This is a genomic window from Lacibacter sp. H407 (assembly GCF_037892605.1).
GTDB lineage: Bacteria > Bacteroidota > Bacteroidia > Chitinophagales > Chitinophagaceae > Lacibacter.
In genome coordinates this window covers 2814986-2840536 of sequence record NZ_JBBKTU010000001.1, presented here as the reverse complement: position 1 = coordinate 2840536, position 25551 = coordinate 2814986, and the positions used below count along the sequence as shown (strand labels likewise).

The window sequence follows — 25551 nt, the reverse complement described above, 5'->3', positions numbered from 1 at the left end:
TGTTGTCAGGATAGTATCTGATTTATTTGATCCAGTTCTTCCTTTGTGAATGAATAATTATCAAGGCATTTCAATGAATCAACTACTTGTTCCGGTTTGCTTACACCAATGAGAACAGAACTGATACGTTGATCTTTCAGTATCCATGCAAGCGCCATTTGTGCAAGATTCTGTCCACGCTTTTCTGCCAACACATTTAATGCACGCACTTTATTGATCTTTTCGTCCGATACCTGGTCTTCATCAATAGCACCATTACCACGATGGCTCGCTGCCCTTGAACCTTCCGGAATTCCTTTCAAATACTTATTCGTGAGTAGCCCTTGTGCCAAAGGCGAAAACGGAATACATCCTACTGCATTTTGCTCTAACACATCCAGCAAACCATCTTCGATCCAGCGATCGAACATGGAATATTTAGGCTGATGAATTAAACAAGGTGTTCCTAAGTCTTTTAAAATTGAAATTGCTTTTGCAGCTTCTTCCGGTTGATAACTTGAGATGCCTACATACAATGCTTTCCCTTGCCGCACCATCAGATCAAGTGTGCCCATAGTTTCTTCCAATGGCGTTTCAGGATCGGGACGGTGATGATAAAATATATCAACATACTCAAGCCCCATGCGCTGTAGACTCTGATCAAGACTTGCTGTTAAATATTTCTTTGAACCCCAATCACCATAAGGACCGGGCCACATTCCCCATCCTGCTTTACTTGAGATGATCAATTCATCACGATAAGCAGTAAAATCGTCTTTGAAGATTTTTCCAAAATTTTCTTCAGCTGATCCAGGAGGCGGGCCATAATTATTTGCCAGATCAAAATGTGTGATGCCGTTATCAAATGCAACACGCAATATGTTGCGTGCATTTTCGAGTTGATCAATATGTCCGAAGTTGTGCCAAAGCCCCAATGAAACAGCAGGTAATTTCAATCCACTGTTTCCACATCGGCGGTATTCCATGTTCGTGTACCGCTGCTCATTTGCCATGTATTGCATTCGAAAAATAGTTTAATGTGTTGTTTGAAAATTAAGCCGCTTCTACTGTAGCCAATGCCTTCACTATGATTTCAAGATCGGTTGTACCTCTGAATCCACTGAAGCCAACTGAAAACTTTACCCCATTCTTTAATTCCAATGGCTGACCGCCTTCCCATCCAATTAAATCAGGTGCCTCTATACCGTTTGCGTTTTCACCTACTTCTTTATTAAACACTTTCTTTTCATACTCACCGGTTTTTATTCCCGTAAGCCACACCTGGCTGGCTTTTGTCCACGCTACTTTATACGACTGACGCAATCTTGGTTTATCTGTACCAAACATTTTGCCATGTGTATGTCCGTTTTCATCAATGATGCATGCAGCAACGTTGCCATTGGAAATACAATTGTCCGCAGGGTTCTCCATGTATTCAGGTATCAGCTTTTCAATGGCTTCGAATAATCGATCGACAATTACCGGTATTTCTCTGCTTTTCATATGACTTGTTTTAATGTGTTTGTGATTTCAATTTTAATCGATCAGTTCAAATTTTATTTTTTGATCATTGACGATGAGATAATAATCGCCGCTTTCCAATCGCCTCATTCCGTTTGCATCAGGAAAACTTAAATCACGCATGGGATCAATTTCAAACATGAATGTTTTCTTTTCGCCTGCTTTCAATTCTTTCTTTTCAAAAAACTTTAATTCCTTCATGGGTCTTGTGATCGATGCAACAGGATCGGCAATAAACCACAACACCGTTTCCTTTCCTTCCACAGCACCACTGTTTGTTATTTCAACTGTTGCTGTTAGTTTTTGATTTTTTGAAAAGCGTGTTGTAGATAATTTCACAGCTCCATACGTGAAGCTGGTATAACTTAATCCATAACCAAACGGATATTTTGGCTCTGTAGCAATATCCTGGTAGCCGCCCAACTTTGGACGGGCCGATTGACGCATGTTGTAATAGGTTGGAATTTGTCCTGTTGTTAATGGAAACGTGATCGCTAATTTACCAGATGGATTTAAGCGGCCGGAAATCATTCCTGCAACAGCACTGCCACCTGCGGTTCCCGGTTGCCATATTTCTAAAATGGCATCAGATAAGTTTTCTAAATTTCCTAATTCCAACGGTCTGCCATTTGATAAAATGAGAATGATGGGCTTTCCTGTTTTCTTCAATGCTGTAACCAAACGTTCCTGGATAATGGGTAATGCAATGGTTGATCGTGATGCATTTTCTCCACTCCACTTTTTCATTTCTCCCATGCAAAGGATGATTACATCCGATTGCATGGCGGTATTCACTGCTTCTTCAAACCCACTTTCATCGGTTCCTTCAAAAGCACATCCTTTTGCATAATGTAAACTTGCTTTGCCTTTAAACTCCTTTTCAAATCCTTCATAAATAGTTTCAACTGCTTCGGACACACCTTGTCCTTCCCATGAACCCATGATGTTCACACTATCTTTTACCATCGGACCGATCAAAGCGATCTTTTTAATTGATTTGTTTAAAGGAAGTGTCTGCTTATTATTCTTCAGCAACACCATCGACTCTGCAGCAAGCTGTGCTGCAATCGCCATGCTTTTTGGTTCGTAGTAACGCTCTTGTTCCGGAAGTTCAATTACATATGGTTGTTCGAACAAATCCAATCGAAATTTGATTCGCAAAATTCTTTTTACTGCATCATCAATTTTACTCATTGGTATTTTTTTCTCCAATACCAATTGCTGTAAATTTTCAACATAAAGATTATCCACCATATCCATCTCTACTCCTGCCATAAAACTCATGTAGGCAGCTTCTCTTTTATCCTTTGCAAATCCTTGTGGAATAAGATTTTCAACCGAACCCCAATCAGATACTACAAAGCCATCGTGTTTCCAACGCTTCTTTAATATCTCCGTTAATGTGTATGGATTTGCAGAGGCGGGTATTCCGCTGATATCATTAAAGCTGCTCATGAGTGTTGCAGCACCTGCTTTTACACCTGCTTCGTAAGGAGGCATAAATGTTTCCCACATTGTTTGAGCCGATACATCAGCATAGCGGTAATCACGCCCGCCTTCAGATAAACTGTAACCGATATAATGTTTAATACATGCTGCTATAGAAAATGAATCAGATAAATTCTTTCCTTGATAACCTTTAATGGATGCAACAGCAAACATTGCATTAGCATAGGTATCTTCTCCGTATCCTTCTGCAACTCTTCCCCAACGTGCATCACGTGCCACATCAACCATTGGAGAAAATGTCCAGTCAACTCCTGATAGTTTAGATTCTTTTGCTGCAACAGTGCATGCATCTTTCACCAGATCCGTATTCCATGAACAGGCTTGTGCAAGCGGAATCGGAAAAATAGTTCGATAACCATGGATCACATCAAAGCCCATGAGAATCGGAATGCCGAGTCGTGATTGCTCCATCGCTTTTCGCTGTATCTGATTTTTATAAACCGGGTTGATGCTTCGATAAATGAGTGAACCAATTTCCGGTCGCACCGCTTTCATACTTGCTTCAATATTGTTCGCATTTGCATTCTTGCCGTAGGTCCATTGATTCATTTGAAGAATCTTTTCTTCAAGTGTCATCCGTTTCAATAAATCATCAATCCGCTTTTCAAGGGGTGCATTTTTGTTTTTATACACAGGCAAAGATGTTTGTGCTGACACAAACGACGAAAGTAAAAGAGGTAAGAAATAAAAAAAGAAACGTTTCATTCCGGGTTAATTGCAATAAAATATGAATGATAAAAGCAGGACTGTAGAAATTAACAGTCCTGCTTTTGAAAAGAACATCTTAGTAACCTTGATTTTGTGGAAAGCTCGGTGCCATCAGATCGATCTGATCCTGTGGTATCGGCCAACGCACCATGTGAGGCTGCATTGGAAACACGGCTTCATTTGTACTCGAACTTCCGAATGTATGATATTGATTCACCTGACTAACCAATACACCCATACGTTTCAACAAAAACCAGCGGCCACCTTCAAATGCCAATTCACGTGCCGACTCATCTAAAATAGTTTGTTGATCAAGCGTTGTAAACGAAGGCATACCCGCTCTTGTACGAATTCTGTTGATATACAACAATGCAGTTGGATCGGATGGGTTGCCTGACTTTCTCCAATGCGCTTCAGCACCCAACAATAATGTTTCTGCCAAACGGTATGCAATTACATCTTTGTAACTGCCTGCACGTCCTGCGGGCTTTGTAAAATCCTGGTATTTTTTTACACTGAAAGAATATTGTCTGTAATTACCAAGCTTGTTGTTACCCGGATAAGATGACCTTGGCAACTTCAATCCAAAGTAAGCAGAACCCGGTTTGTTACCGATCACTGTATCAGGATAGAAATAAGTAGTAAAGCGTCTATCAGGAGAAAGACCTGTTGCAGCGTCCCAACCCATTAAACGTTTTAAATAGAAGTTTGGAGTTGTCCATGCAAATGAATTTCCACCCCACGTATTATCCTCGATCATATGGCCACCGGGCATTTCATAATAACGTGCAGTAAAAAATGCACTGAGGTAATGTTGTTCACCTCCGGCAAGTGTACCGCTGTTGTTACTTAATATCTCATCAAACTGATAAGTATAAATTGCCTCCTTGTGATTTACGTTGGCACCAAACACAAGATCCAGCGGTTGCAGACTATAACCACCTGTATTGATAATTGCATCACACTGTGCAGCCATTGTGGTCCAATCACTCTGCCATGAAGCTACCTGCGCACGGATATGCCTTGCCAATCCCTGGCTGATTTGCCCGGGCTTTGTGTTGTATGATAAATTTGCAATTGCAAAATCCAAATCAGAATTGATGAGGTTCAATACATCTGCTTTCGCTGCCGGGCTGTATACAACCGGTTCAAATGCATTTTCAACTGTTGTTGGAATAGTATCGATCAGAATATTGTCATAAAGTTGCCAGAGTTTAAAGTACGTCATTGCACGAATTACTTTCGCTTCTGCAATTACACGGCTTCTGTTTGCAGCCGAAGAAAATGTAACATTCGGAGCTGCAGAGATAATTGCACTGGCTCTGTCAATAAGCTGATAACCTGAATTCCATTTTCCTCTTGGGAAATTGATCGCATTCATATTTGCTTTGTAAACCTGCGCATCATTGAATGTTCTTGTACAACCGAGATCATCGGCACAATAAACCCAGAGATTGTTCTGTTGCAATCCATTGTTATAACTCATAAGTTCATAAGCACGTTGCAAATTATACAACGCACCCAAGCCTACACTTAAACCACCTTCATCCTGATAAATAACATCAGAACCAATTCTCACAAAATTTTCTTCCGTGAGCCATTTTTTGCAAGAGCTGTTGAGAAATACAATTCCCACAACAACAACTGCTATCTTAAATATATTTTTCATTATAATTTTTTTAATCAATTAAAACAATGTGTCTGCTTTTACAGACTTGTTTACGTAAACGGTTACAGACCAAGCTTTACACCAAACACAAAATTGGTTGTCATTGGATAGGCATATAGATCCTGCTCAGGACTGTATGCTTTGTAATCTGTTATTGTAAATAAGTTCTGAGCAGTTGCATATACTCTTAAGTTTGCCAACTTCAACCTTGATACTGTTTTCGGAGAAAAGTTATACCCTAATGAAAGATTTTGTAATCTCCAGAACGATGCATCCTGCAAACCAAGATTCGTCATACCGGGAGGGGATGTACCTGCATTTGGTTGCGGATAAGTGTTTGATGGATTTTCAGGAGTCCAGTAATCAACTTTAATTCCGTTTCTGTTACCACGCAAATCACCACCCGCCGTATAATCATACAGGAATTGATTGTTTCTTGTAATTCCCTGTACGGTATAAATATCCATCGACAGATCAAATCCTTTATAGCTTACATTAATATTGAAAGAACCCATCCAATAAGGATATCTTGATGTGATATAATTATCATTTGGATCGATTTTACCATCACCATTTCTGTCTTCTAATTTTACAGTGCCGGGTACCGGTGTTCTTCCTGTAAACGGATCTTTAATTGGATTACCATCTTTGTCCAATGCTACCGGCGCCTGTGCACCATTGATCTCCCATTTGCCAGTTGCAGTATTGAATGTTGAACCGGGATACACTTCCACACCCTGCCATACACCTAAGTATTTCGGTTGACGGAAAATTTCAATTGGCTGACCAATGAACCAGTTATTCGCAACATCATCATCTTCCACACCATCACCATTCACATCACCATATAATCGTAAGATCTGATTTCGGTTTCTTGAAAACAACAATCCTGTTTGAACAGTTAAATCTTTTGTTTGAACAGGAATGGCATCGATCTGTATTTCGATTCCCTGATTTTGAATTTCGCCAATATTAAACGGCTGCGTTGAATAACCAATCGATGCATTCAACTGACGGTTTACCAACAGATCGGTTGTGTTTGTTTTATAATATTCAACTGTGCCTGACAGGCGGTTTTTAAATAATCCAAAATCAAGCGCCAGGTTTAATGTAGTTGATGTTTCCCATTTCAACCTTGGATTCGACAATGTACTTCCCGGTGTATAGCCCGATACTCTTTCGCCAAGAAATAAATAATCACGTTGATCGGCAAGTGCTAAACTTCCGTATGGAGGAATGGCTTCGTTACCAACACTACCATAACTGGCTCTCAATTTCAAATTCGAAAGCTGTTTGATGCCGCCAAGGAAACTTTCTTTATGGATATTCCAACCAACTGCGATTGCCGGGAAGTAACCCCATTTGTTTTCGGCTCCAAAAACAGAAGACCCATCAGCCCTTGCACTCAGTGTAACATAGTACTTCGATAAATAATCGTATTGAATACGTCCAACACCTGAAATTAAGCGACGTTGATTACCTCCAATAGTCGGCGTATTAATACCGGCTGCTTCCAAACCATAAATACCCAGAATGTCGTTTGGTATTTGATTGGATGAATTTCTGAAATCATTATAGTCTTGCTGTGTTGCACTACCTACCGCTGTGAAATGTAAATTGTGATTCTTGATTCGTGTATGATAGGTAAGAATATTCTCTACCTGCCACTCTACATTTTCCTGAAAGTTGATAGAGCCGTTTGCAAAACCACTTGCTACACCACTTTCTGAAAGCTTGGTGTTATAATTTGTTTCTCTGAAATTCCATGATCTCCGACTTGTATTAAGACGGTAGTTGAAATTTTTAATCGGACTAACATCGAAAAAGATGTTGATGATATCGTTACGGCTTGTTTTGCGGTTTTGTGTTTCATTCAAATTCAACAATGGATTAAAACTTTCCTGATTGCCACCCGGACGAACATTGAATGAACCATCGGTATTATAAATATTACCTAATGGAGAAGCTGTAACAATTTGACGAACAACCCCACCAACACCAGGGTCACTGCTTCCTGAAATCTGGAATGATGTATTTACGCCTGCTTTGAGCCATGCAGTTAATTCCTGATCAAGGTTCAATCGCACTGTACCCTTTTTAATATTGGTTGTTGGTACAATCCCTGTCATATTTTGAAAGTTACCGCCTACATATACTTTTGTTTTTTCAGTGCCGGCTGAAAAACTCAAATCATGGTTTTGAATGGTGGCCGGCTTCAAAATTTGTCCCGACCAATCGATGGAACGGTTTTCAGCAATAGCAGCTAATTCTTCTGCACTAAAGATGAGTGCATCGCTGCGCATAATATTATTATTCACGGCTCTGTCGGCTTCACGCTTCAACTGTGCAAACTCTTGTCCTGTATACACATCAAAATTCCGTTTCGCCGTTTGTGTACCATAGTAGCCGTTATAGTTCACCGTTAGTTTGCCTGCCTTGCCACGTTTTGTAGTAATGAGAATTACACCATTCGATGCTCGTGCACCATAGATGGCTTGTGCCGCCGCATCTTTTAATATTTCAATACCGGCAATATCATTTGGATTCAGATCATTGATCGAACCAATACGAACACCATCTGCAATAACAATGGGACTGTTACCTCCCGAGATCGAACTTCTGCCACGAATGAGGATATCCGATGATCCGCCCGGACCAGCATCGTTTGTAGTTACCTGCACCCCAGCAGCTTTGCCACGTAACATTTCACCAACATCTAATGTGACGTTGCGTGTTGCCTTCTCAGGTTTGATCGATGCAACAGAGCTGATGATATCACTTTTCTTTTGTGTACCATAACCAACCACCACAACTTCGTTAAGACCTGTTGCTGATTCTGACATGCGAATGTTCAACGTTGTTGCGTTGCCAATTTCAAGTTCCTGTAGTTCAAACCCAACATAGGTTACCACCAATATTCCGGACGAATTTTCCGGAACATTAATTGAGAATGTTCCGTTGCTGGTTGTAGTAGTACTGGTTTTTGAGTTTTTTAAAGTAACGGTAGCGCCCGACAATGGAGTATTGTCTGCCGAGGTAATTTTACCTGTTACTGTTTTGGTTTGTGCGAATGCAAGAATGCTGCAAAAACACAAAAAAAGAGAAAGTGTAATTTTCTTTTTAAGCATAACAATCGTTTTAGTTTCGTTAAGACTGGTCGTTTGAGGATGTTAAATTGAGAAAAAGAAAAGGAACAACAAGAGAGATGAAGACATTTATTAGCTACAACGTTTTCGAAAGAAGTAGTACATTTTTATTGAGAAAGCATCCTTTATTTAACGACAAAACAATAGGAATTTTATTCTCTTAAATCAGCTTATTGATTTAAAGAATTGGAGAGATTATCTCCCACTGATATGAAGGTGTACGGCAACTTTTATTTGCTGCTATAATTTTGTTTTGTCGAATTCCGTTCTACTAATCTTGAATTGATCACTGTTTTTTCCTTGAGGAAATGATGCCCTTTCTTTTCAACCAGTTTAAATAATATATCGGCTGCTTCTCTTCCAATTTCAAATGCAGGCTGTGTAATAGTTGTCATGGATGGATTCAGCAGCTTTGCTGTTTTCAAATTTGAAAAACAAATGACTTTCACATCCTGCGGAATCCGGAGCTTTAACTCTTCACAAACTTCATAGGTTGCGATGGCCAGGCTTTCAATGGAAGCAAATATCCCATCGGGTCTATCACTACGTTGCAACAACTCTTTAATAAGATTATAATCTGAGTGATCATTTCCATCACAATTCAATATCATATCTGCATTTTCTTGCACATTATTTTTTCTTAATGCCTCGAAGTATCCGTTCATCCGCTTATTGCTGATAGAAAGTGATTGTGATATGGTGAGAAAAGCAATTTGTTTACATCCGTTATCGATCAAATGCTGTGTTGCCAATGCTCCGCTGTCCTGGTCATCGGTCATAACTTTCGGCACATTGATGTGTTCTGCAATTCTGTCGAAGAAAACAAGCGGAATTTCTTTGTCGTTCAATTCTTCAAGATGAGCGGTATCAGTGGTTTTTGATGATAACGAGATCATCACTCCATCAACACGGCCATTCTGGATCACTTTTGCAATCGCCACTTCTCTTTTTACGTCTTCGTGCGTGAGATAGATCAGTACGTGATATCCTTTTTCCTGTGCGATCGATTCAATACCGTTGATCACCGGACCAAAGAAATCATTCACTACTTCAGGAATGATCACTGCGATGGTTCTGCTCTTTTGCTTTCGTAATCCGCTTGCAAACGGATTTACCTGGTAATTCAATTCCTTTGCCTTAGCGAGTACGATCTTCTTTGTGCCTTCACTGATCTCATGACTGTCACGCAATGCCTTCGACACAGTGGAGAATGATAGATTCAGCTCATTGGCAAGATGTTTCAGCGTCATAGCAAATCATTTATTGCCATAGTCTGTTTCGCAAGAAGCAACCCCACTGCTTTTCGAATAAATGATCTATGTTGATACCCGAAACGTTGAAAAGATGGCTGTTCTGTTCGTTTGGGACTGGCTGCAGTCGGAAAAGCCTTGCCTCTCCAAATCAGCATCCTGTGTAGTATACATTGAAAAACTTTCAGCATATGGCTTTAATAAGAATGATCGTTACCTGATATAAAGCGCTAAAAGCTGGCGGAGGGTGGGTGGTAGGAAAAATAAAGTGAGAGAACGGAAAACTTGGTTTGAATAAACTCCGACAGTTGAAAATATTTGTTTACCTGTCTGCCGGTTGATAGTAAAGCGTTACTGCACCGCCCTGAAAGGTTTTTGTCTTTATGAGTTTAAAAACAAATCTGTCATTTACATTTTCAAATAATGGCAATCCACGTCCGGCAACAACAGGGTGAAAACAGAGTTGATATTCATCGATCAAATTCAGTTTCATTAATTGCAGAATTAAACTTCTGCTGCCAACCAGAATATCTCTCCCTTCAACGGATTGCTTTAATTCTTTCACCACATCTTCGATCGGCCGATCTGCCAGTTTTGCACTATCCCATTCTGTATTTTTTAATGTATGCGAAAAAACAATTTTTGGAATTTTGTCCATCGCCACAGCAAAGTCATCCATTGACTTTTCACCTGAAGGATTTTTTACCAGCTCTTGCCAGAATTGCATCAGTTGGTAGGTTGTTCGTCCATATAAAACAACGTCTGCATTATCTAACAGTTCAGCGTAATGTTGATGTATTTCTTCATCAGCGGCTATTACCGTGTGGTCGCAAAATCCGTCAAGGGTTACATTGATTGCTGCAATTAGCTTTCTCACTGTTTGTTTTTAAATTGTTTGTCCGTTTGCATAACTGCTTACATCCTGTATTTACCGATTATGAACAACTATAACTGTTGGCATAGCATTTTAGGATGTGCCTGCAAAGCCCGGTTTAATGATCGTAACTTATTACTCTTGATATTTTCCATTCATTGTTTGTATGCACCCAAATGTGGACAAATCGGAAAGTTCCATCCAACTGTTCACTTTTACCGGCTTCGGTATAATAAAATTTATGTAACCCAATTTGAATGGCCCCATAATTTGCAATTGGATATACCTCAAGACTTTCTTTTACTAACTCTCTCCTCACTTTGGCTTTATTATTACACCGATATCTGATGGAATTCAGATTTTGATCATAGTTTGTAAGTCCTCCGGCATCATGATAAAATTCCAGATCCTTCGTAAACAATGTTTTTGTTTTAGAAGTATCGCATGCATTAAATGCGTTAAAAAAAACACTATCCATCTTTTGAATTATATTAAATAACGAATCTTTTGACGCAGTGTTCGCACCCGACTGAGCCTTTACTGAAGTTGTTGTGCATAAGAAAATGATACAAGTAACTATTTCTTTAATTAGAGTCATATAGTAGTACTTTTTGAAAGATTGATGAATATGGCATAGTACGTTATCGCATTTTTGTTGTACCGTAATTGGAAGTTCATTTGGCCATTTCAAATGCTGATTAAAAATACAAAAGTTCATTCTGTTAGGCTGAATTCTCTTGCTATGCCATGGGATTTACATGTTCTCTCTCAGAATACCGCTCCAAACGCATTGCAGAAGAAATCAAAAAAAGAAAGCGGCTTGCAATTGTTAAAGAAAACAGGTAGTTTCACCCTACTCAATCTCCACTCACAAAAAACAGTCCATGCAACAAGTGTATCGTAACACGGCCATTTTTATATTCCTTATTTTAATTGCAGTGCAATGGGGCTTTTATCAATCGTATACAAGCCTGTTCCCGCAATTTAAAAATATAACAACGCTGATCCATGTCCACGGTGCGTTGCTGATGACATGGATGCTGTTGCTGATCGTACAGCCTTTACTGATACAATACGGCCGTGCCAACCTACACAGAACAATCGGAAAAGTTTCTTGGGTGCTGGGGCCACTCATTATCATCTCATTGTTCCTGATCGGCAGAGGAGGTTATTATCGGGGCTTGCAGGCAAATGTACCAGAGCAGAATATGCTTGCCTTCATTGTGCTTGATATGAGGGGTTTTTTAACATTTGCAATTTTCTGGAGCCTGGCAATGATCACTCGCAAATCGCCCGACTCACATATGCGGTATATGATTGCCACCGGAATTCTGGCAATCGGGCCCGGCGTAGGACGGGGACTGAGTAGTAGTTTTGGATTAAGCGTTTGGGATGCATTGACCATTACTGATGTGCTGGACCTTCTAATTGTAGGAATTCTTTTGGGCGTTGATGTGTATAGGAAGAAAAACTACAAACCATTTCTCACTGTTTTTCTGATACTACTGATCGGCTCTGTACTTTGGCAATTACGGGATACTGCTTTCTGGCAAACATTTGCCAAAAACTATGTTGAGTTGTTTTACTAATTGATACTGCTGTTGATTTTCCCGGGGGGATACTTACACAGTGTCCTCTGAATTTATATTTTCTGAGCCAGCTTGGCTGTTACAGCAAACAAAAGGCCTGGGAAATAGTAGCTGAGAAGTATGGACCAAGCCTACCGCAATATTAAAAACAGGAACACAGCACCACCCAATAACATCATCCATTTCCCCAATTGTCTGGTCTCTTTATTATAGGCGAAGTATGATTCACCTTCGGGCGTTTTTATTTTTGACTGACTGTAAATATAACCTGCGTAAACCGCCAGCAAGCCACCTAACAACGCCAACACGAAACACAAAAAAATATATAAGGGGTTGCCATCCTTTCCTTCGGCTAGTTTTGCTTTCACTGCTTGCTCAACAAATTCCTTTTGCTTCAAAGAATCATCGAGCTTGATATTACGGGCTTGTAATTCCTGTTCGGCCAGGCGAACAAAATCAGGATTATAATCTCTGGCATGAATAAAGATATCTCTTAGCTCTTTGTCTGTTTTTTGTTTAATCTGATCAGTGAAATCAAGTTGCATAGGCTTTGTTTTTTGATACACAATTTGCCAAATGTAAATTGTCCTGACAATAAATCAATCACCTGATAGCAATGCAAATGTAAACATCCACTTCACCGGGTTTTGCCAATCTTTTCCTTTGAATGTACCAACAGGTGCTTTGATCAACACGGTATTCCATCCTTTCTTTAAGAAAATATTTGTTGGTGTGCGATACTCATATCCTTCATCAGCCAATGGCAATTCGCTGTTTCCTCTTTTCCCTGCATGTTTCCATTGTGGCGCAGAAATTAAATTTCCATTTACCCAAACAGCACTTTTTTTGTTATCCCATGCATTTGCAGGAGGTGGATCAGTTGCAGGTGAGCGTGATAAATTATTAAAGCCGATCCAGAATGGTTGCTCACCCTCTTCATCGCTCCAGATCTTTGTTACAGCATACCAGGTGGTACTGTCTTCCGCATTAGCGATTGCTCCCTTAATTAACGGTGCCCACCAATGACGAAGCACTACTGTTGCACCAACCTGTTCAACCGTTGGTTTTGCTTTGTCTGTATCAAAACCTTTTTGTTCAGGAGCAAATTGTTTGGATAGATCGCCCTTATTATCAAATGGCCCGAATAACTTCCAAACAAGATTTGATTGTTGCACATAAGGAAATGAAAACGTAGAAAAGTATTGTTGCTTATGATCAAGTAATCTGTTTTCAAACTCAGTGAATGCTTTTGTTCTTGCTGCATTCGGTTCACCAATATTTGCAACCCAACCATTAACGCCTCCACCCTGCCAGCTGCGTTCTGCAAATGCCAGCATGCCGGGATAAACAGGATTCATGTTGAGTATATCTTCCTCTTTACTCACTGCCCTGTCGTGCCACATACAAATAGTGCCGCCGAGTGTTGTTGCATCACCTTTTTCTTTATCAGCAATTTTCCGGTTGAAGATTGTTGTTACAGCTTCCAGTGGATCCATATGATTCAGGTACAAATGTCGTGAATCGATAAATTGAATTTTATTACCTGAAGAATGATGTGCATTGTCGTCCATCCAGAGCTGACGGATGGTACTGTTGCTGAAATTACCACTAGGTTGCCAGCCGATCACTTTCTTACCAAGGCTTTCGATGAATGCTGTTACTTCGGGAACAAAATTTTTATTGGTGATCTTTACTTCATCTGCACCAATATGGATGTATGGCACATCGTAGGTTGTACAAAATTCCTTAAGGATATTTTTAACAATCGCCAATCCGCTATCACTTTGCATGTCGGTTTTCATGGCACGTTTGAAGGCTGCACTATGGCCGGGCATATCAATTTCGGGAACAAAAGTGATATGTCGTTCTTTACAGTAAGTAATCAGCTCTTTGATCTCTGCTTCGCTGTAATACATTCCTTTGTTACGCAGCATGTGCTCAGGTGCGGTAAGTTGCGGATATTGCTTAATCGCAATACGCCATGCAATATCTTCTGTTGCATGAAAATGAAAGATGTTGAGTTTGTTAGCCGCCATCACGTCGATCTGTTGTTTCAGCAACGGCATCGACATATAATTCCGTCCCACATCGATCATATAACCACGCCAGCTGAATGCAGGCCAATCAGTAATGCTGCAGGCATCGATCATTGTTCCGCTTCGCAACAATTGTTTCAAGGTTTGAATGCCGTTGAAAATTCCATGCGCAGTATTGGCGACAAGTTTTACGTTTGTTGCATTGACATCAAGTTGATAAGCTTCGTTTTCATTTTGTTCGGCTTTTACTTTATCCAGAGTTAATTCAATAAACGAGTCACCTGCTCTTGCTTTATCAGCCAACTTCATGTCCCAACCGATCGCCTGGAAGTATTGCTGCAGCTGCGTTGCTTCTTTCAACAGACTTTTATCTTTCAGCACAATCGTTTTACAACTGTAAACAGCAAAGTCACCTTGTTTCCATTGCAGTTGCTGCGGCTGCGGAATCAATGCCGCTTTCGGTTGCAGATCGTACACATATGGATAAATGATGTGCTTCCACAAAAGATAGGCATTGCCCATCAGATGCAAGCCATCATTGCTTAACTCGGGTTTCAGTTTTCCGTTTTCGTTACTGAATGGAGTATGCAGATCAACATACTGGTATTGGTGAGCAGCTGCATTCACTTTTAACTGCTCATTTACCTGCTGAATGAGTGCTGTATTTTTTGTGTGGCCGCCAAACTTACCGTACAATTCATTCACCGGTAAAATACTCTGCACATACAATTTTGTTTTGGGCGATTGTTGTTTTATGTAATCAGCGATCAGCAACATATTCTTCAATACACTATCGGCACTGGTACCTCTTGCCAGATCGTTTGTACCAATCAGCAAGAATATTTTTGCTGGCTTTCGGTTTGTTACAACAGGCAAACGATGCAAAACACCGGAAGTAATATCGCCGCTGATGCCCTGGTTCTTCATCCGCAGATCATTGAACAGTTGTGCCCACTCAGAACCATCGGTAATGCTGTTGCCCAAGAAAATAATCTCATCTTTCGTTTGCGGCATCGCTTGAAAAAACGAAACCCGTTGATGATAGTAAGTTGAAAACAAACTATCATGAAGAACCGGAAGCTTTGCCTGTGCACTTGCATTTGAAAACAGCAACAAAATGAATACGGGCAATACAAATCGTTTACACATTCAATGATGTTCTTTTATTTAAAACTGTTAACAGTATAGGTATATGATTTGCCTTTGACGGTTTTAACCTGCAGCTGTTTGTTTCCGTAACGGATTTTACAATTACGTCCCGTCTTCGAGAGAACGGTGCAGGAAATAAGTTTACCTTCTTTCCATTCCATACTCACATCAAAACCACCTCTGGCACATAAGCCTTTAATACTACCGGCACTCCATGCGGCAGGCAGAGCAGGTAACAATTCCATTTCCTCATCATTGCTTTGTAGTAACATTTCTGCAAGTCCGGCTGTTGCACCAAAATTTCCATCGATCTGGAATGGCGGATGTGCACAGAATAAATTCGGATAAGTTCCGCCTCCACTCATTTTAATTCCATCAGCTCCTGCAACAGGTTTTACCAATTGCTTAAACAATTGCAAGGCATGCTCACCATCGTGTAAGCGTGCCCAAAAATTTATTTTCCATGCCATACTCCAACCTGTGCCGGCATCACCACGTTGCAATAATGTTTGTTTCACTGCTTCAGCCAATGCAGGCGTTTTGTTGACTGAAATTTCATCGTAGGGATGCAAGCCGTATAAATGTGATACATGACGATGATTCGGCTCTGCATCTTCCCAATCATTTACCCATTCGTTGAGATCGCCTTTAGCGCCGATTTGATTTGGTGCTAATTGTTTCACTGTTTCATTTAATTCAGTTCGCCATTTTGTATCAACATTCAACACAGAAGATGCAGTGATACAAGCATTGAATAATTCCCTGCATATCTGCATATCCATTGTTGGACCCATGCAGGTATTCCCAACAAAACCATTCGGCATTTTATATGCATGCTCGGGAGAATTAGATGGCGCTGTTACCAACCATCCATGTGTTGGTTCTTTAATTAAAATCGATTGTAAAAACTGTGCAGCACCTTTTAACACAGGATAATATTTTTTTAAGAAAGCAGTGTCCTTGGTGAAACGATAATGTTCCCAGATATGTTCAACCAACCAGGCACCACCTGTTAAGGTCGATCCCCATGCTGCACCTTCGCCGGGTGAAGTAAAGAACCAGGGATTGCTGATCACATGCGCCACCCAACCTTTTGCATTGTAATAGGCTTTTGCGGTTTTTGTTCCATTCTGCACCAATGAAGATGTGAAGCGATGAATCGGTTCGGCCAATGCACCTAAGTTTGTTAATTCAGATGGCCAGTAATTCATCTGTATATTAATATTGAGATGATAATCACCGTTCCAGGGTGTCTGGTATTCTAGTGCCCACAGCCCTTGCAGATTCGCAGGCAACAAACCGGGACGGGAGGAACTGATGAGCAGGTATCTTCCGAAATTAAAATACAACACAGGCAATTGCAGATCTTCTTCACCTTTATTGTAATTGATGAGACGTTGATTTGTACTTGTTGCAGTGGCAATTTTGCTATCCGGCATATTCCAACGGCAACGGTTAAACCATTTTTTATAAGCTGCAGTACTCTTCTGTTGCGCTGTAGCAAAACTCAATGGTTTTGTTTTATCAAGATATTGAAACGCTTTATCAACTACATCTGTTGAAGACAGATCACCAGTCGCATCATTGTAATTGGTAGCCGAAGTAATTTTGATCCAACATTCGGTTGCATTTTCAACCACAAGTTCGTTTCCTTCCTGTTTTATCGTTCCATCTTTCACCACAGGTTGTGCAAACGTTGCAAACTGCATTCCTTTATCACTTGCAGACGGCAACTGCCCAACCATACCAAGCGTATTCTTTTTTGTTTTGAACGTTGCATTTTCCTTCCTGTATAATGAAAGCACCACATTGAGCGATTGCTTTTTAGAAGAAGATAGTTTCACCCAGGTAATATCATTTACAAAATCAACAAAACATTCTTCAGTATAGGTTACACCATTGCGTGTAAACTGCGTGATTGCTTTTGCCTGTTCAATATCCAGCCAGCGCTTGTAATTGGTCACAGATGTTGCACTATCCTTCCAGCTGATGAACAGATCGCCCATGGTTTGATAACAACCATATTTCTCATTTGCTCCTCTGCCACGACCAGACCCCTTTCCTTTTGAGATAAAATTCTTTTGTAGCAGATCCTGCGCAGCTTTATTATCACCGGCCAACAAATAATCCTGGATAGGTTTTAGAAACTGGTATGCATTTTCAATATCTGCATCCTGAGGGCCGCCACTCCATAATGAAATTTCGTTGAGAGCAATACGTTCTTTCTTTGTGTCGCCAAACATCATGGCACCTAAACGTCCGTTACCCAACGGAAGACTTTCGGTGAAATGTGTAGCAGGTGCATCGAAACGAATGGTTACATCATTACGTTGTGCAAATAAAATATGTACACACAACGATAAACAAACAGAAAGCAGATTTTTTTTCACTGGATTTTCAATTTAAATGTTGATGCAGGCAGTTGTTCACCATTCAATAAATTTCCTTTACTGAATGGCTGCCAGCCATAATAAATATAGGCAGGCTTTTGTTTCGATTTCACTAACACCTGTTTATTTGAACTTTCCTTCGAATTCCATCGTTTGAGTAAAAAAATGTTGCCACCGGCAATTAACCGATGGCAACATAGGGAATTAAAAGTAAACTGAATGACAATCTTTTCATTGATGAGAACAATTAAAAAATTGCTGGGTTGAAGCTATTAAATAAAACTGCTCTGCAAATGCTCAACCGTATGCGCTAAATTTGCATCAGCCTGGAGATGCTCATTCAACAATTTCATACAATACCACTCCTGCCTTGGTAAATGAAACGGACCTTTAAATAAATTTCCTTTGGCTGTTTGTGCAATGCTTCCATCACGATGCAGGTAACCAAACCATTCACCGTTTTCTTTATCGTGAAAATGACTGTATGCATAATCATGCACCAGCTTGTGCCACTGTGCATATTTCTCATTGCCGGTCATCGTATAAGCAAGTAATGTTGCAATGATCACTTCGTTGTGTGGCCACCAGAATTTCATATCCTGCCAATATTCCTGTACCGGTTTGTTGTATACATCACGGAAATACAAAATACCGCCATGTTCTTTATCCCATCCACGCTCCCACATATAGTCGAGCATTTTGCAACCAAGTTCAATCAAATGTGGATCGTTGTTGCGATGTTTTGCTTCGTGCAAAATAAACCATGCACCTTCAATTGCATGACCGGGATTGAGTGTGCGTCCATCAATATGATCGATAATGCTGCCATCAGTCGCCACCTGCTCCATCACACATTTTATATCATCTTTTACAAAGTAGGTTTCAATATCACTGATCCATTTGCTGATCCATTCATCGCATCGGTCGTCACCAATGATTTCCCTTAGCTGCTGTGCAGTATTAGTCATGATCATGGGTACGCCAATTCCAATCGATGGACGTGTTCCGCAAAACTTAGATGGCAATTTTTTATCACCACTTGCATAGGCAATACATTCGCCAAATACTCTTCTTGCATTGGCGGCGGCTTCTTCACTGCCACTTGCTTTGGCATAAGCTGCGGCAGCAATTACATAAAATGTTTCGGAAAAGAAGTAACGGCGTTTACGTACCGGCTGCCCATCTCTTGCTACATGAAAGAACATTTGCCCGTCAGTATCGAAGCAATGCTTATTTAAAAACTCATAGCCGAGTTTGGCACCATCCAACCATTCTTGTTTTTGTTCAACAGTGTTATATAAGGTTGATAAGAGCCAAGTTGCTCTTCCTTGTATCCACACCGCTTTATCATCATCAATGAGTGAGCCATCTGCATCACGCATTAATAAAAAGCCACCATGTTCTGCATCGAACGAACGGGGAAACCAGAATGGAACTGTATCGTTCAGTAATTGGTTTGCATAAAAATCACGTAACGCAATTAAATCGTTTGTTGTGTAAGCCATATCTCTGTATTAGTTCAATAGAATTATCAGTTCCACTTTACAACCGTGAAAATGATCTTTGCATAATTATCTTTTTCGTAGAAAACGCCGATCTTCTTTTTAGAAATGCGTACGATATCTGAGTAAGCTGCATTATCTCTTTTACCGGTTGAATCGATGACGATACTTTTCTTCCAGGTAAAACCATCATCATAACTGATACGAAGTGTAAGATTATCCCTGCTTTTTGTATCGGCTGCATTGCAGAACGCTACAATATGTTTGCCTTTCTTCTTACCAACAGTTAAAATACTTCCCTGGCAAACAGGGTCGGGTAAGTTGTTATCGAAATAGACACTATCCCACTTGGCACCACCATCATTGCTGATAGCAATTAATCTTGCACGCACATCACCTTTCTGATTGCGGATATTCATCATTAAACGGTTGCCAGAAATTTCTGTCGCCATTGCTTCGTTACCTCCAACACGTTCAACGGTTTCACTCAGTTGAAATGTTTTACCATGATCATCGGTATAAAAACCATGCGCTTTGTAATCTTCTGCCTGTTTCAAAGGTTCTCCTGCAGAGTGGTTGGCCGCAACAAAAATCCTTCCTTTGTACACACCTGTGCTGAACTGCATCGCATGACCGGGCGTGTTGGCATAACTTCTCCAGTCATCTTTGAAATTATAATCAGCATTGGCAGTTGGTTGCATTGGCCGATGTGTCTGCTTGGTAATATTCACAGCATCGCTCCATGTTGCGCCGCCATCGGTTGATGTTTTGTACCACACTTCACGCAAACCTTTTCCTTTACGCACTTCTCCTTCGTGGTTATTACCGGTGTTGTAAAACAAAAACACTCGTCCCTGCGGATACATTGGATCCGTTAAATCAACAACCGGTGCAGGATTACCTGCCTGAAGGTTATCGTAATTCACTACAGTTTGTATTGCACTCCATGTTTTACCATCATCAGTACTGCGTTTCAATACAATATTGATATCGCCGAAATCGCCGGCATTATTTACACGACCTTCTGCAAATGCAAGCAAGGTTCCATTCTTCAACGTAACGATTGCAGGAATGCGGTAGCTCTTATGTCCATCCTTTCCGGATTCAAATACAGTAACCGGTGCAGTTTGTGCAAACACAATTGTAGTTGTGATCAACAAAACAAACACACTAAAACAAAGTCGTTTCATTTTTCTATTTTATAAACTGAGTAATATTTATTCTTCTGTTACAGTTGTCGCTTTTGGTTTTAAAAACAACAACTGCACAATTAATGCTACCAATACAATACCGGCCAGCATTGCAAAATCTCTTCCCAGGTTTCCTGCATCGGTTGATTTACCTAACCAATCAGTAATAAATGCACCGGCAAACACACCAACCATATTCATTAAACCATATGCTGTTGCCCGATACTTTGAGGAAACAAACTGGCAAAGGATCGGCATGTTGTTCGCATCGAACATGCCAAAGCCAAAACCAAAACAGAATGCTGCACCGATAACACTGAAGAGTGAATCACCAAAACCAACCAACAATAAAGAAGGAATGGTTAAACCCAAGCCAATGGCACTGGTATAAATTCTTCCACGAATATTTTTTTGCACCCAACGATCGGATAAAATACCACCGAAGATGACACCAATAAAAGACGATGCTGCAATGGTGATGGTTGATAAAGGACCCGCTTTCGACATATCGATCTGCAGACTATCGGCAAACAAAGTGGGTAACCAATTCTTTACTCCCCAGCCAGGTAAACTTGGCACTGCGAAATACAATAGGATGATCCAGAAAGAAATATTGCTGAAGAGTAATGCAAGTCCTTTTGTAATGGATGGTTTTTCTGTTTGCGTTGTTTCAACTGTTTTCACTTTTTTCTCCCGGAGAAAAAGCATTAACACCGCTGCATAACAAATACCGATCAAACCAAATGTATGAAACGCTGCTTTCCATGAGAAAGCCGATGCAATGGTTGCACCGAAACCACCTAATGCCTGTCCCATATATAAACCCGTCATGTGAATACCGATGGCGAGTGATCTTGTTTTTTCTCCGTGATAATCGGCAATGAGTGATAAACCTGCAGGTATGTACAAGGCTTCACTAACGCCCATGACTGCTCGAAGCCAATAAAGTTGTGTAAAGTTTTGTGCATAGCCCATTGCTAAGGTTACCGCACTCCAAACAAACAGACTTACTACAATCAACCATTTACGATTGATGCGATCAGCGATGATACCTGCAACCGGACTCATGATGCCATAGATCCATAAAAAGATGGCCATGAGTCGTCCAAAGTTGGCGGCTGTTTGCAGCTCAGCTATATCAAGCATCATCGATGGCTTCATGGTGCTGAGCATTTGCCTGTCCATATAATTGAGCAATGCCACTACCCAAAGCAAACCAACAACGATCCAGGGATATGATTTCGAATTACTCATTTTCCAGTTGTTGGTTTAACTGATAAAATAAGAGGAGAACGAACCCCAGCTTTTGTTTCTCCACTTGGAATGATAAAACAATCATTCCATTGAACAGCTGTTGTGGTAACAGGTGTTTCATACGGCGTCGTTCCAATCACTTGCCAGATGTTGTTTGCAATATCGTATGCCAACATTTCTTTACTGAAACCGGGATGAGCTGCTTGCAGTTTTGCTTTTCCTTCTGTTAAAAGTTGCTTCTCGTTTTCGTCTTTACTGTTGTTGATAGCGGCAATTAATTCTTCGGTGCGATGAAAGGTTGCGCCTTTATCGCCACCAAACAACAAGATTTTATTTTGATAAACAGCACCTGTACCTGCACTTAATGCATACGGCAACTGTTGTTTTTCTGTCCACTGGCTTGTTTGGATATTAAATTCAAAAACGGAGCTGTACAGATCGCTGATACCATTGTTGTTTTTCTTACGACCACCAATAAGAAACAGATCATTTCCTTTTACCAGCAATACAGTATGCGATACTGATTTGGGAAGTTGCGGCAACTGCTTCCATCCTCCTGCTGTGTTGTTAAGATCAAGTACTAAAAACTGATTGCTTGCTTCTTTTGCAGTTTCACCACCTGCTAAATAAACTTTATTATCGATAGCGGTAATTGATGCATTGGTTACTGCAAACGGAAGGTCGGGTAATGATGCTGTTGTAACAGTTGCTTTATTTATTGTAAACAGGTAAACGTTTTTGCTAAGTCCATTTTCATTTTCTCCTCCCGCAAACACAATTCCTTTTGCAGTAGTGTAGCTTGCAGCATACGCAATTGAAAAAGATAATTTTGTTTGCTGCTGTAATACAAAACGGTTTCCCTTTTTTGCATACACATACACATCATCGTAATACTTTTTCTTTCCTCCGTTCCAGGGCATTGCATCGGGAAAGTTTGCACCACCTGCAATAATTAGTTTGTTGCTATATACACCGGCAACCATTCCGGCAAAACCCAAAGCGGTTTGTCCGTTTCCGGTAACAGGAAGCTCAGCTGCAACAGTCCATTGCAGTTTCAGCTCCTGTTTTTTTTGTGCATATATGGCTGCAGTAAAAAACATGAGAGATAATGAAAGTGATATGTGCAAGCGATTCATTCTGTTTTATACATTCACTGCCCGTTGTAAGCGTGATGAGAATTTTGAGAATCCGATCTGCTCGGTATCTTTTTTAAATAATTCAAATTCTGTTGCTGTCATGTTCTTTACAGGCAAGCGAAACTCACCGCAATCAATACCCAGCAATTTCATATAAGCTTTCCCTGTTGCAATACCGCCATACTTACCTAACAATGTAATCATATCGATCGACTTTTGCTGTAATGCATTGGCTGATTTTAATTCGCCATTGTTAAATGCATCGATGAGATCGTAATACAGTGGAGCTGCATAGTTAAAGGTACTGCCTACTGATGCTTTTGTACCCAATGCCAAAGCAGGTAACATATTTTCATCTCTACCCCACAGCATATCGTACTTGCCATCTTTAAAATTCATACAGGAAAGAAAATCCATGAAGTCTTCGTGGGTGTATTTAATACCGGCGAAGTTGGGAATGAGATTGTCCACTGCTTTCAATAATTCGATCATGGAAAAACCTACTCCTGTAAGTACCGGAATATGATAATAATAGAACGGCATATCGGGAACAACCGATGCTACCTCACTGCAGGCTTTTGCCAGCATTTCAACTGAAGCCGGCTTAAAGTAAAAAGGTGCAGTAAATGAAATGGCATCAAGCCCGATTTCTTTTGCATGCAATGCAAGTTCTTTGCAATCGGCTAAACAGGTGCCGCCAAGCAAAGGCATCACAATAAAATCTGCGTCATCTTTTGCTACTGCAGCCCATGCTTCGGCCACTGCTTTCTTTTCATTCAACGATAATGAAACACCTTCACCTGTTGAACCGCAGATAAATGCACCTTTCACCTTATTTGCTTTCAGCATTACATAATAAGATGGAATGACATCAAGGTTTAACGAGCCATCCTTATGCATGGGTGTAAATGGTGCGGCAATCAAACCTTCTAAATATTGTCTGTTCATATGTTCGGTTAAGTCGAAAAAAATAGTAAAGATTTTTTAAAAACCGGAGGCAAGACTACCCCCGGGTAAACTAACTGTTGATTATGAAAATTAACGCTCTTATGTTCCGGGATAACCTGCATTTTGCTCAATGGTTGGATCCTGATTTAATGTTGTTCTGTCTATTGGCCACAACAATTTATATTCCTGTGTTGCTTTTATAAGCACACCAACTAACGGAAGATCGGTTCTGAATGCAAGCGGATCACCTGTTGCATCCTGCATGCGACGCAGATCGTACCAACGTTTTCCTTCTGCCACAAATTCTTTTCCTCTTTCTTCAAAGATGGCAATTTCATTTGCTTCAAAACTTGCGTTTGCGTATACTGGATATGGATTTGTACCATAACCACGCTGACGAACTGCATTGATCTCAACGGAAGGATCCTGTCCCTGCTTATTTTTGATCTCAGCCAAAATCAACATTGCTTCCGCCCAACGATACACCGGCACATCATCTGTAAAACTTCTGTTTGTACCATCCATTGTTCCTAAGAATTTACGAAGGTTTACAAACTTATTTGCTGTTGTTGACGTTGGTGTACGATAAAAATCAAAGAACGTTGATCTTGCACGCAGATCAGTTGCTGTATCGTACTTTGCAAACAGATCATACTTGTATTCGTAACGGATGATGGTACCACCACCGGCAACTTTCAACGGATCCGCAGCAGATGCCCCAGCCTGATCAGATGTTAAAGGTGCTCCTCCTACTGTAACAAAACTGCTCATAGGATCGGTTTGCGCATAGATGAACTGACCATAGTTATTAGCGGCTTCTCCCACCTGGTAACGCATTGCAAAGATCACTTCATTGTTTCCTTTGTTGCTGTATTTAAACACATCAGCAAAAACATTTTGTTTTGATGTGCGTGCAATTACATCTTCCACTGCAGTTCTTGCAGTTGTAAGATCAGCTGTTGTAGTTGTTGGTGCTGCTCCATCGATCTTTACTTTCGCACTCCACAGATACACTTCTGCTTTCAACATTTGTGTTGCTAATAACGACCATAATGATTTACTGAATTTACTTGTATAATTCGCATTGAAATTAGTCACTGATTTCTCTACATCAGCCTTAATAAAATCTAATGTTTCTTTTTCTGTTTTTGTTCTGGCCAGGTACGCCTGTTCTGCAGCTGTTGGAGTACTGGTTAAAACTTTTGGTTCTGTTGCCAATGGCAAACGACCATAGGTACGATACAAATGGAAATAATAAAACGCTCTCAGACCATATGCCTGACCGAGATAATATTTCTTATCAGCTTCAGGTAAAAAATCTGCTTTCTCTACGTTATAGATAAAGAGGTTTACCTGGAAGATGGGGCCATATAATCCTGCCCAACTTGAAAAACCAGGGGCAGACTCACGAAGATCCTGACGGATAATTGCTGCTGAGTTGAGTGATGATGTACCTGTTGCACCGGTGGCATCTTTAAACACTCCGCCACGAAGTTCACCCATATTGAAAAAAGTAAACTGAAAACCACGTAACTGATTGTGCAAACCAACCATTGCACCATCTACCTGTGCAGCTGTTTTCCAAAAGTTTCCGCTGGCATAGTAATCTTCCGGTGCCAGATCTAATTTTTTACAGGCGTTTACAGAAACGATCAACGCCAGCAAGAACAAACCATTTAAAATCTTTTTCATCTGTATAAA

18 protein-coding genes are annotated in these 25551 nt (G+C 40.4%); 1 reads left to right on the top strand and 17 read right to left on the bottom strand.

Annotated elements, in window-relative coordinates:
* Positions 1 to 5: 5 nt before the first annotated feature.
* From mgrA to WG989_RS12220, 8 genes are all read right to left on the bottom strand, one after another.
* Entirely contained in the window at positions 6 to 1001 is a 996-nt protein-coding gene (gene mgrA, locus WG989_RS12255; RefSeq protein ID WP_340429758.1) for an L-glyceraldehyde 3-phosphate reductase, read from the bottom strand.
* 31 nt (positions 1002 to 1032) lie between these two features.
* Positions 1033 to 1482 carry a GlcG/HbpS family heme-binding protein gene (locus tag WG989_RS12250; RefSeq protein ID WP_340429757.1) on the bottom strand — a complete coding sequence of 150 codons (450 nt, stop codon included), beginning with the start codon at positions 1480 to 1482 and terminating at the stop codon, positions 1033 to 1035.
* 33 nt (positions 1483 to 1515) lie between these two features.
* Positions 1516 to 3714, bottom strand: a complete 2199-nt coding sequence (locus WG989_RS12245; protein ID WP_340429755.1) for a glycoside hydrolase family 3 N-terminal domain-containing protein — start codon at positions 3712 to 3714, stop codon at positions 1516 to 1518.
* Between the two features lie 79 nt (positions 3715 to 3793).
* Positions 3794 to 5386, bottom strand: a complete 1593-nt coding sequence (locus WG989_RS12240; protein WP_340429753.1) for a RagB/SusD family nutrient uptake outer membrane protein — start codon at positions 5384 to 5386, stop codon at positions 3794 to 3796.
* Between the two features lie 62 nt (positions 5387 to 5448).
* The gene (locus WG989_RS12235; RefSeq protein ID WP_340429751.1) at positions 5449 to 8514 is read right to left on the bottom strand and encodes a SusC/RagA family TonB-linked outer membrane protein; all 3066 of its coding nucleotides are present in this window, start codon (positions 8512 to 8514) and stop codon (positions 5449 to 5451) included.
* A 248-nt stretch (positions 8515 to 8762) separates the two neighbouring features.
* Positions 8763 to 9782 (bottom strand): LacI family DNA-binding transcriptional regulator, encoded by a 1020-nt coding sequence (locus WG989_RS12230; protein WP_340429749.1) that lies wholly within the window; start codon positions 9780 to 9782, stop codon positions 8763 to 8765.
* A 322-nt stretch (positions 9783 to 10104) separates the two neighbouring features.
* Positions 10105 to 10659, bottom strand: coding sequence for a dihydrofolate reductase family protein (locus WG989_RS12225; protein WP_340429748.1), 555 nt, complete (start codon positions 10657 to 10659; stop codon positions 10105 to 10107).
* Positions 10660 to 10774: 115 nt separating this feature from the next.
* Complete coding sequence (locus tag WG989_RS12220) at positions 10775 to 11134, bottom strand: nuclear transport factor 2 family protein (RefSeq protein ID WP_340429747.1); 360 nt, start codon at positions 11132 to 11134, stop codon at positions 10775 to 10777.
* Positions 11135 to 11540: 406 nt separating this feature from the next.
* On the opposite strand from WG989_RS12220, the gene WG989_RS12215 reads away from it, so the two are divergent.
* Positions 11541 to 12245 (top strand): hypothetical protein, encoded by a 705-nt coding sequence (locus tag WG989_RS12215; RefSeq protein WP_340429745.1) that lies wholly within the window; start codon positions 11541 to 11543, stop codon positions 12243 to 12245.
* A 131-nt stretch (positions 12246 to 12376) separates the two neighbouring features.
* Here WG989_RS12215 and WG989_RS12210 read toward each other — a convergent pair whose 3' ends face one another.
* The 9 genes from WG989_RS12210 to WG989_RS12170 all read right to left on the bottom strand — a co-directional run bounded on the left by WG989_RS12210 (position 12377) and on the right by WG989_RS12170 (position 25542).
* On the bottom strand, positions 12377 to 12790 hold the full coding sequence (locus tag WG989_RS12210) for a hypothetical protein (protein WP_340429744.1): 414 nt from the start codon (positions 12788 to 12790) through the stop codon (positions 12377 to 12379).
* A 54-nt stretch (positions 12791 to 12844) separates the two neighbouring features.
* A complete protein-coding gene (locus WG989_RS12205; RefSeq protein WP_340429743.1) occupies positions 12845 to 15430 on the bottom strand; it encodes a family 20 glycosylhydrolase in 2586 nt (861 codons plus the stop codon).
* A 14-nt stretch (positions 15431 to 15444) separates the two neighbouring features.
* Positions 15445 to 17820, bottom strand: coding sequence for a glycosyl hydrolase family 95 catalytic domain-containing protein (locus WG989_RS12200; RefSeq protein ID WP_340429742.1), 2376 nt, complete (start codon positions 17818 to 17820; stop codon positions 15445 to 15447).
* Between the two features lie 272 nt (positions 17821 to 18092).
* Entirely contained in the window at positions 18093 to 19325 is a 1233-nt protein-coding gene (locus WG989_RS12195; RefSeq protein WP_340429741.1) for an AGE family epimerase/isomerase, read from the bottom strand.
* A gap of 26 nt (positions 19326 to 19351) precedes the next feature.
* Positions 19352 to 20512, bottom strand: coding sequence for a sialidase family protein (locus WG989_RS12190; protein ID WP_340429740.1), 1161 nt, complete (start codon positions 20510 to 20512; stop codon positions 19352 to 19354).
* A gap of 27 nt (positions 20513 to 20539) precedes the next feature.
* Positions 20540 to 21766, bottom strand: a complete 1227-nt coding sequence (locus WG989_RS12185; protein WP_340429739.1) for an MFS transporter — start codon at positions 21764 to 21766, stop codon at positions 20540 to 20542.
* Positions 21763 to 22902, bottom strand: a complete 1140-nt coding sequence (locus tag WG989_RS12180) for a Kelch repeat-containing protein (protein WP_340429738.1) — start codon at positions 22900 to 22902, stop codon at positions 21763 to 21765. Before WG989_RS12180 ends, WG989_RS12185 begins: the two co-directional genes overlap by 4 nt.
* Before the next feature lie 6 nt (positions 22903 to 22908).
* Positions 22909 to 23850 carry a dihydrodipicolinate synthase family protein gene (locus tag WG989_RS12175; protein ID WP_340429737.1) on the bottom strand — a complete coding sequence of 314 codons (942 nt, stop codon included), beginning with the start codon at positions 23848 to 23850 and terminating at the stop codon, positions 22909 to 22911.
* A 99-nt stretch (positions 23851 to 23949) separates the two neighbouring features.
* Entirely contained in the window at positions 23950 to 25542 is a 1593-nt protein-coding gene (locus WG989_RS12170; protein WP_340429736.1) for a RagB/SusD family nutrient uptake outer membrane protein, read from the bottom strand.
* Positions 25543 to 25551 lie beyond the last annotated feature (9 nt).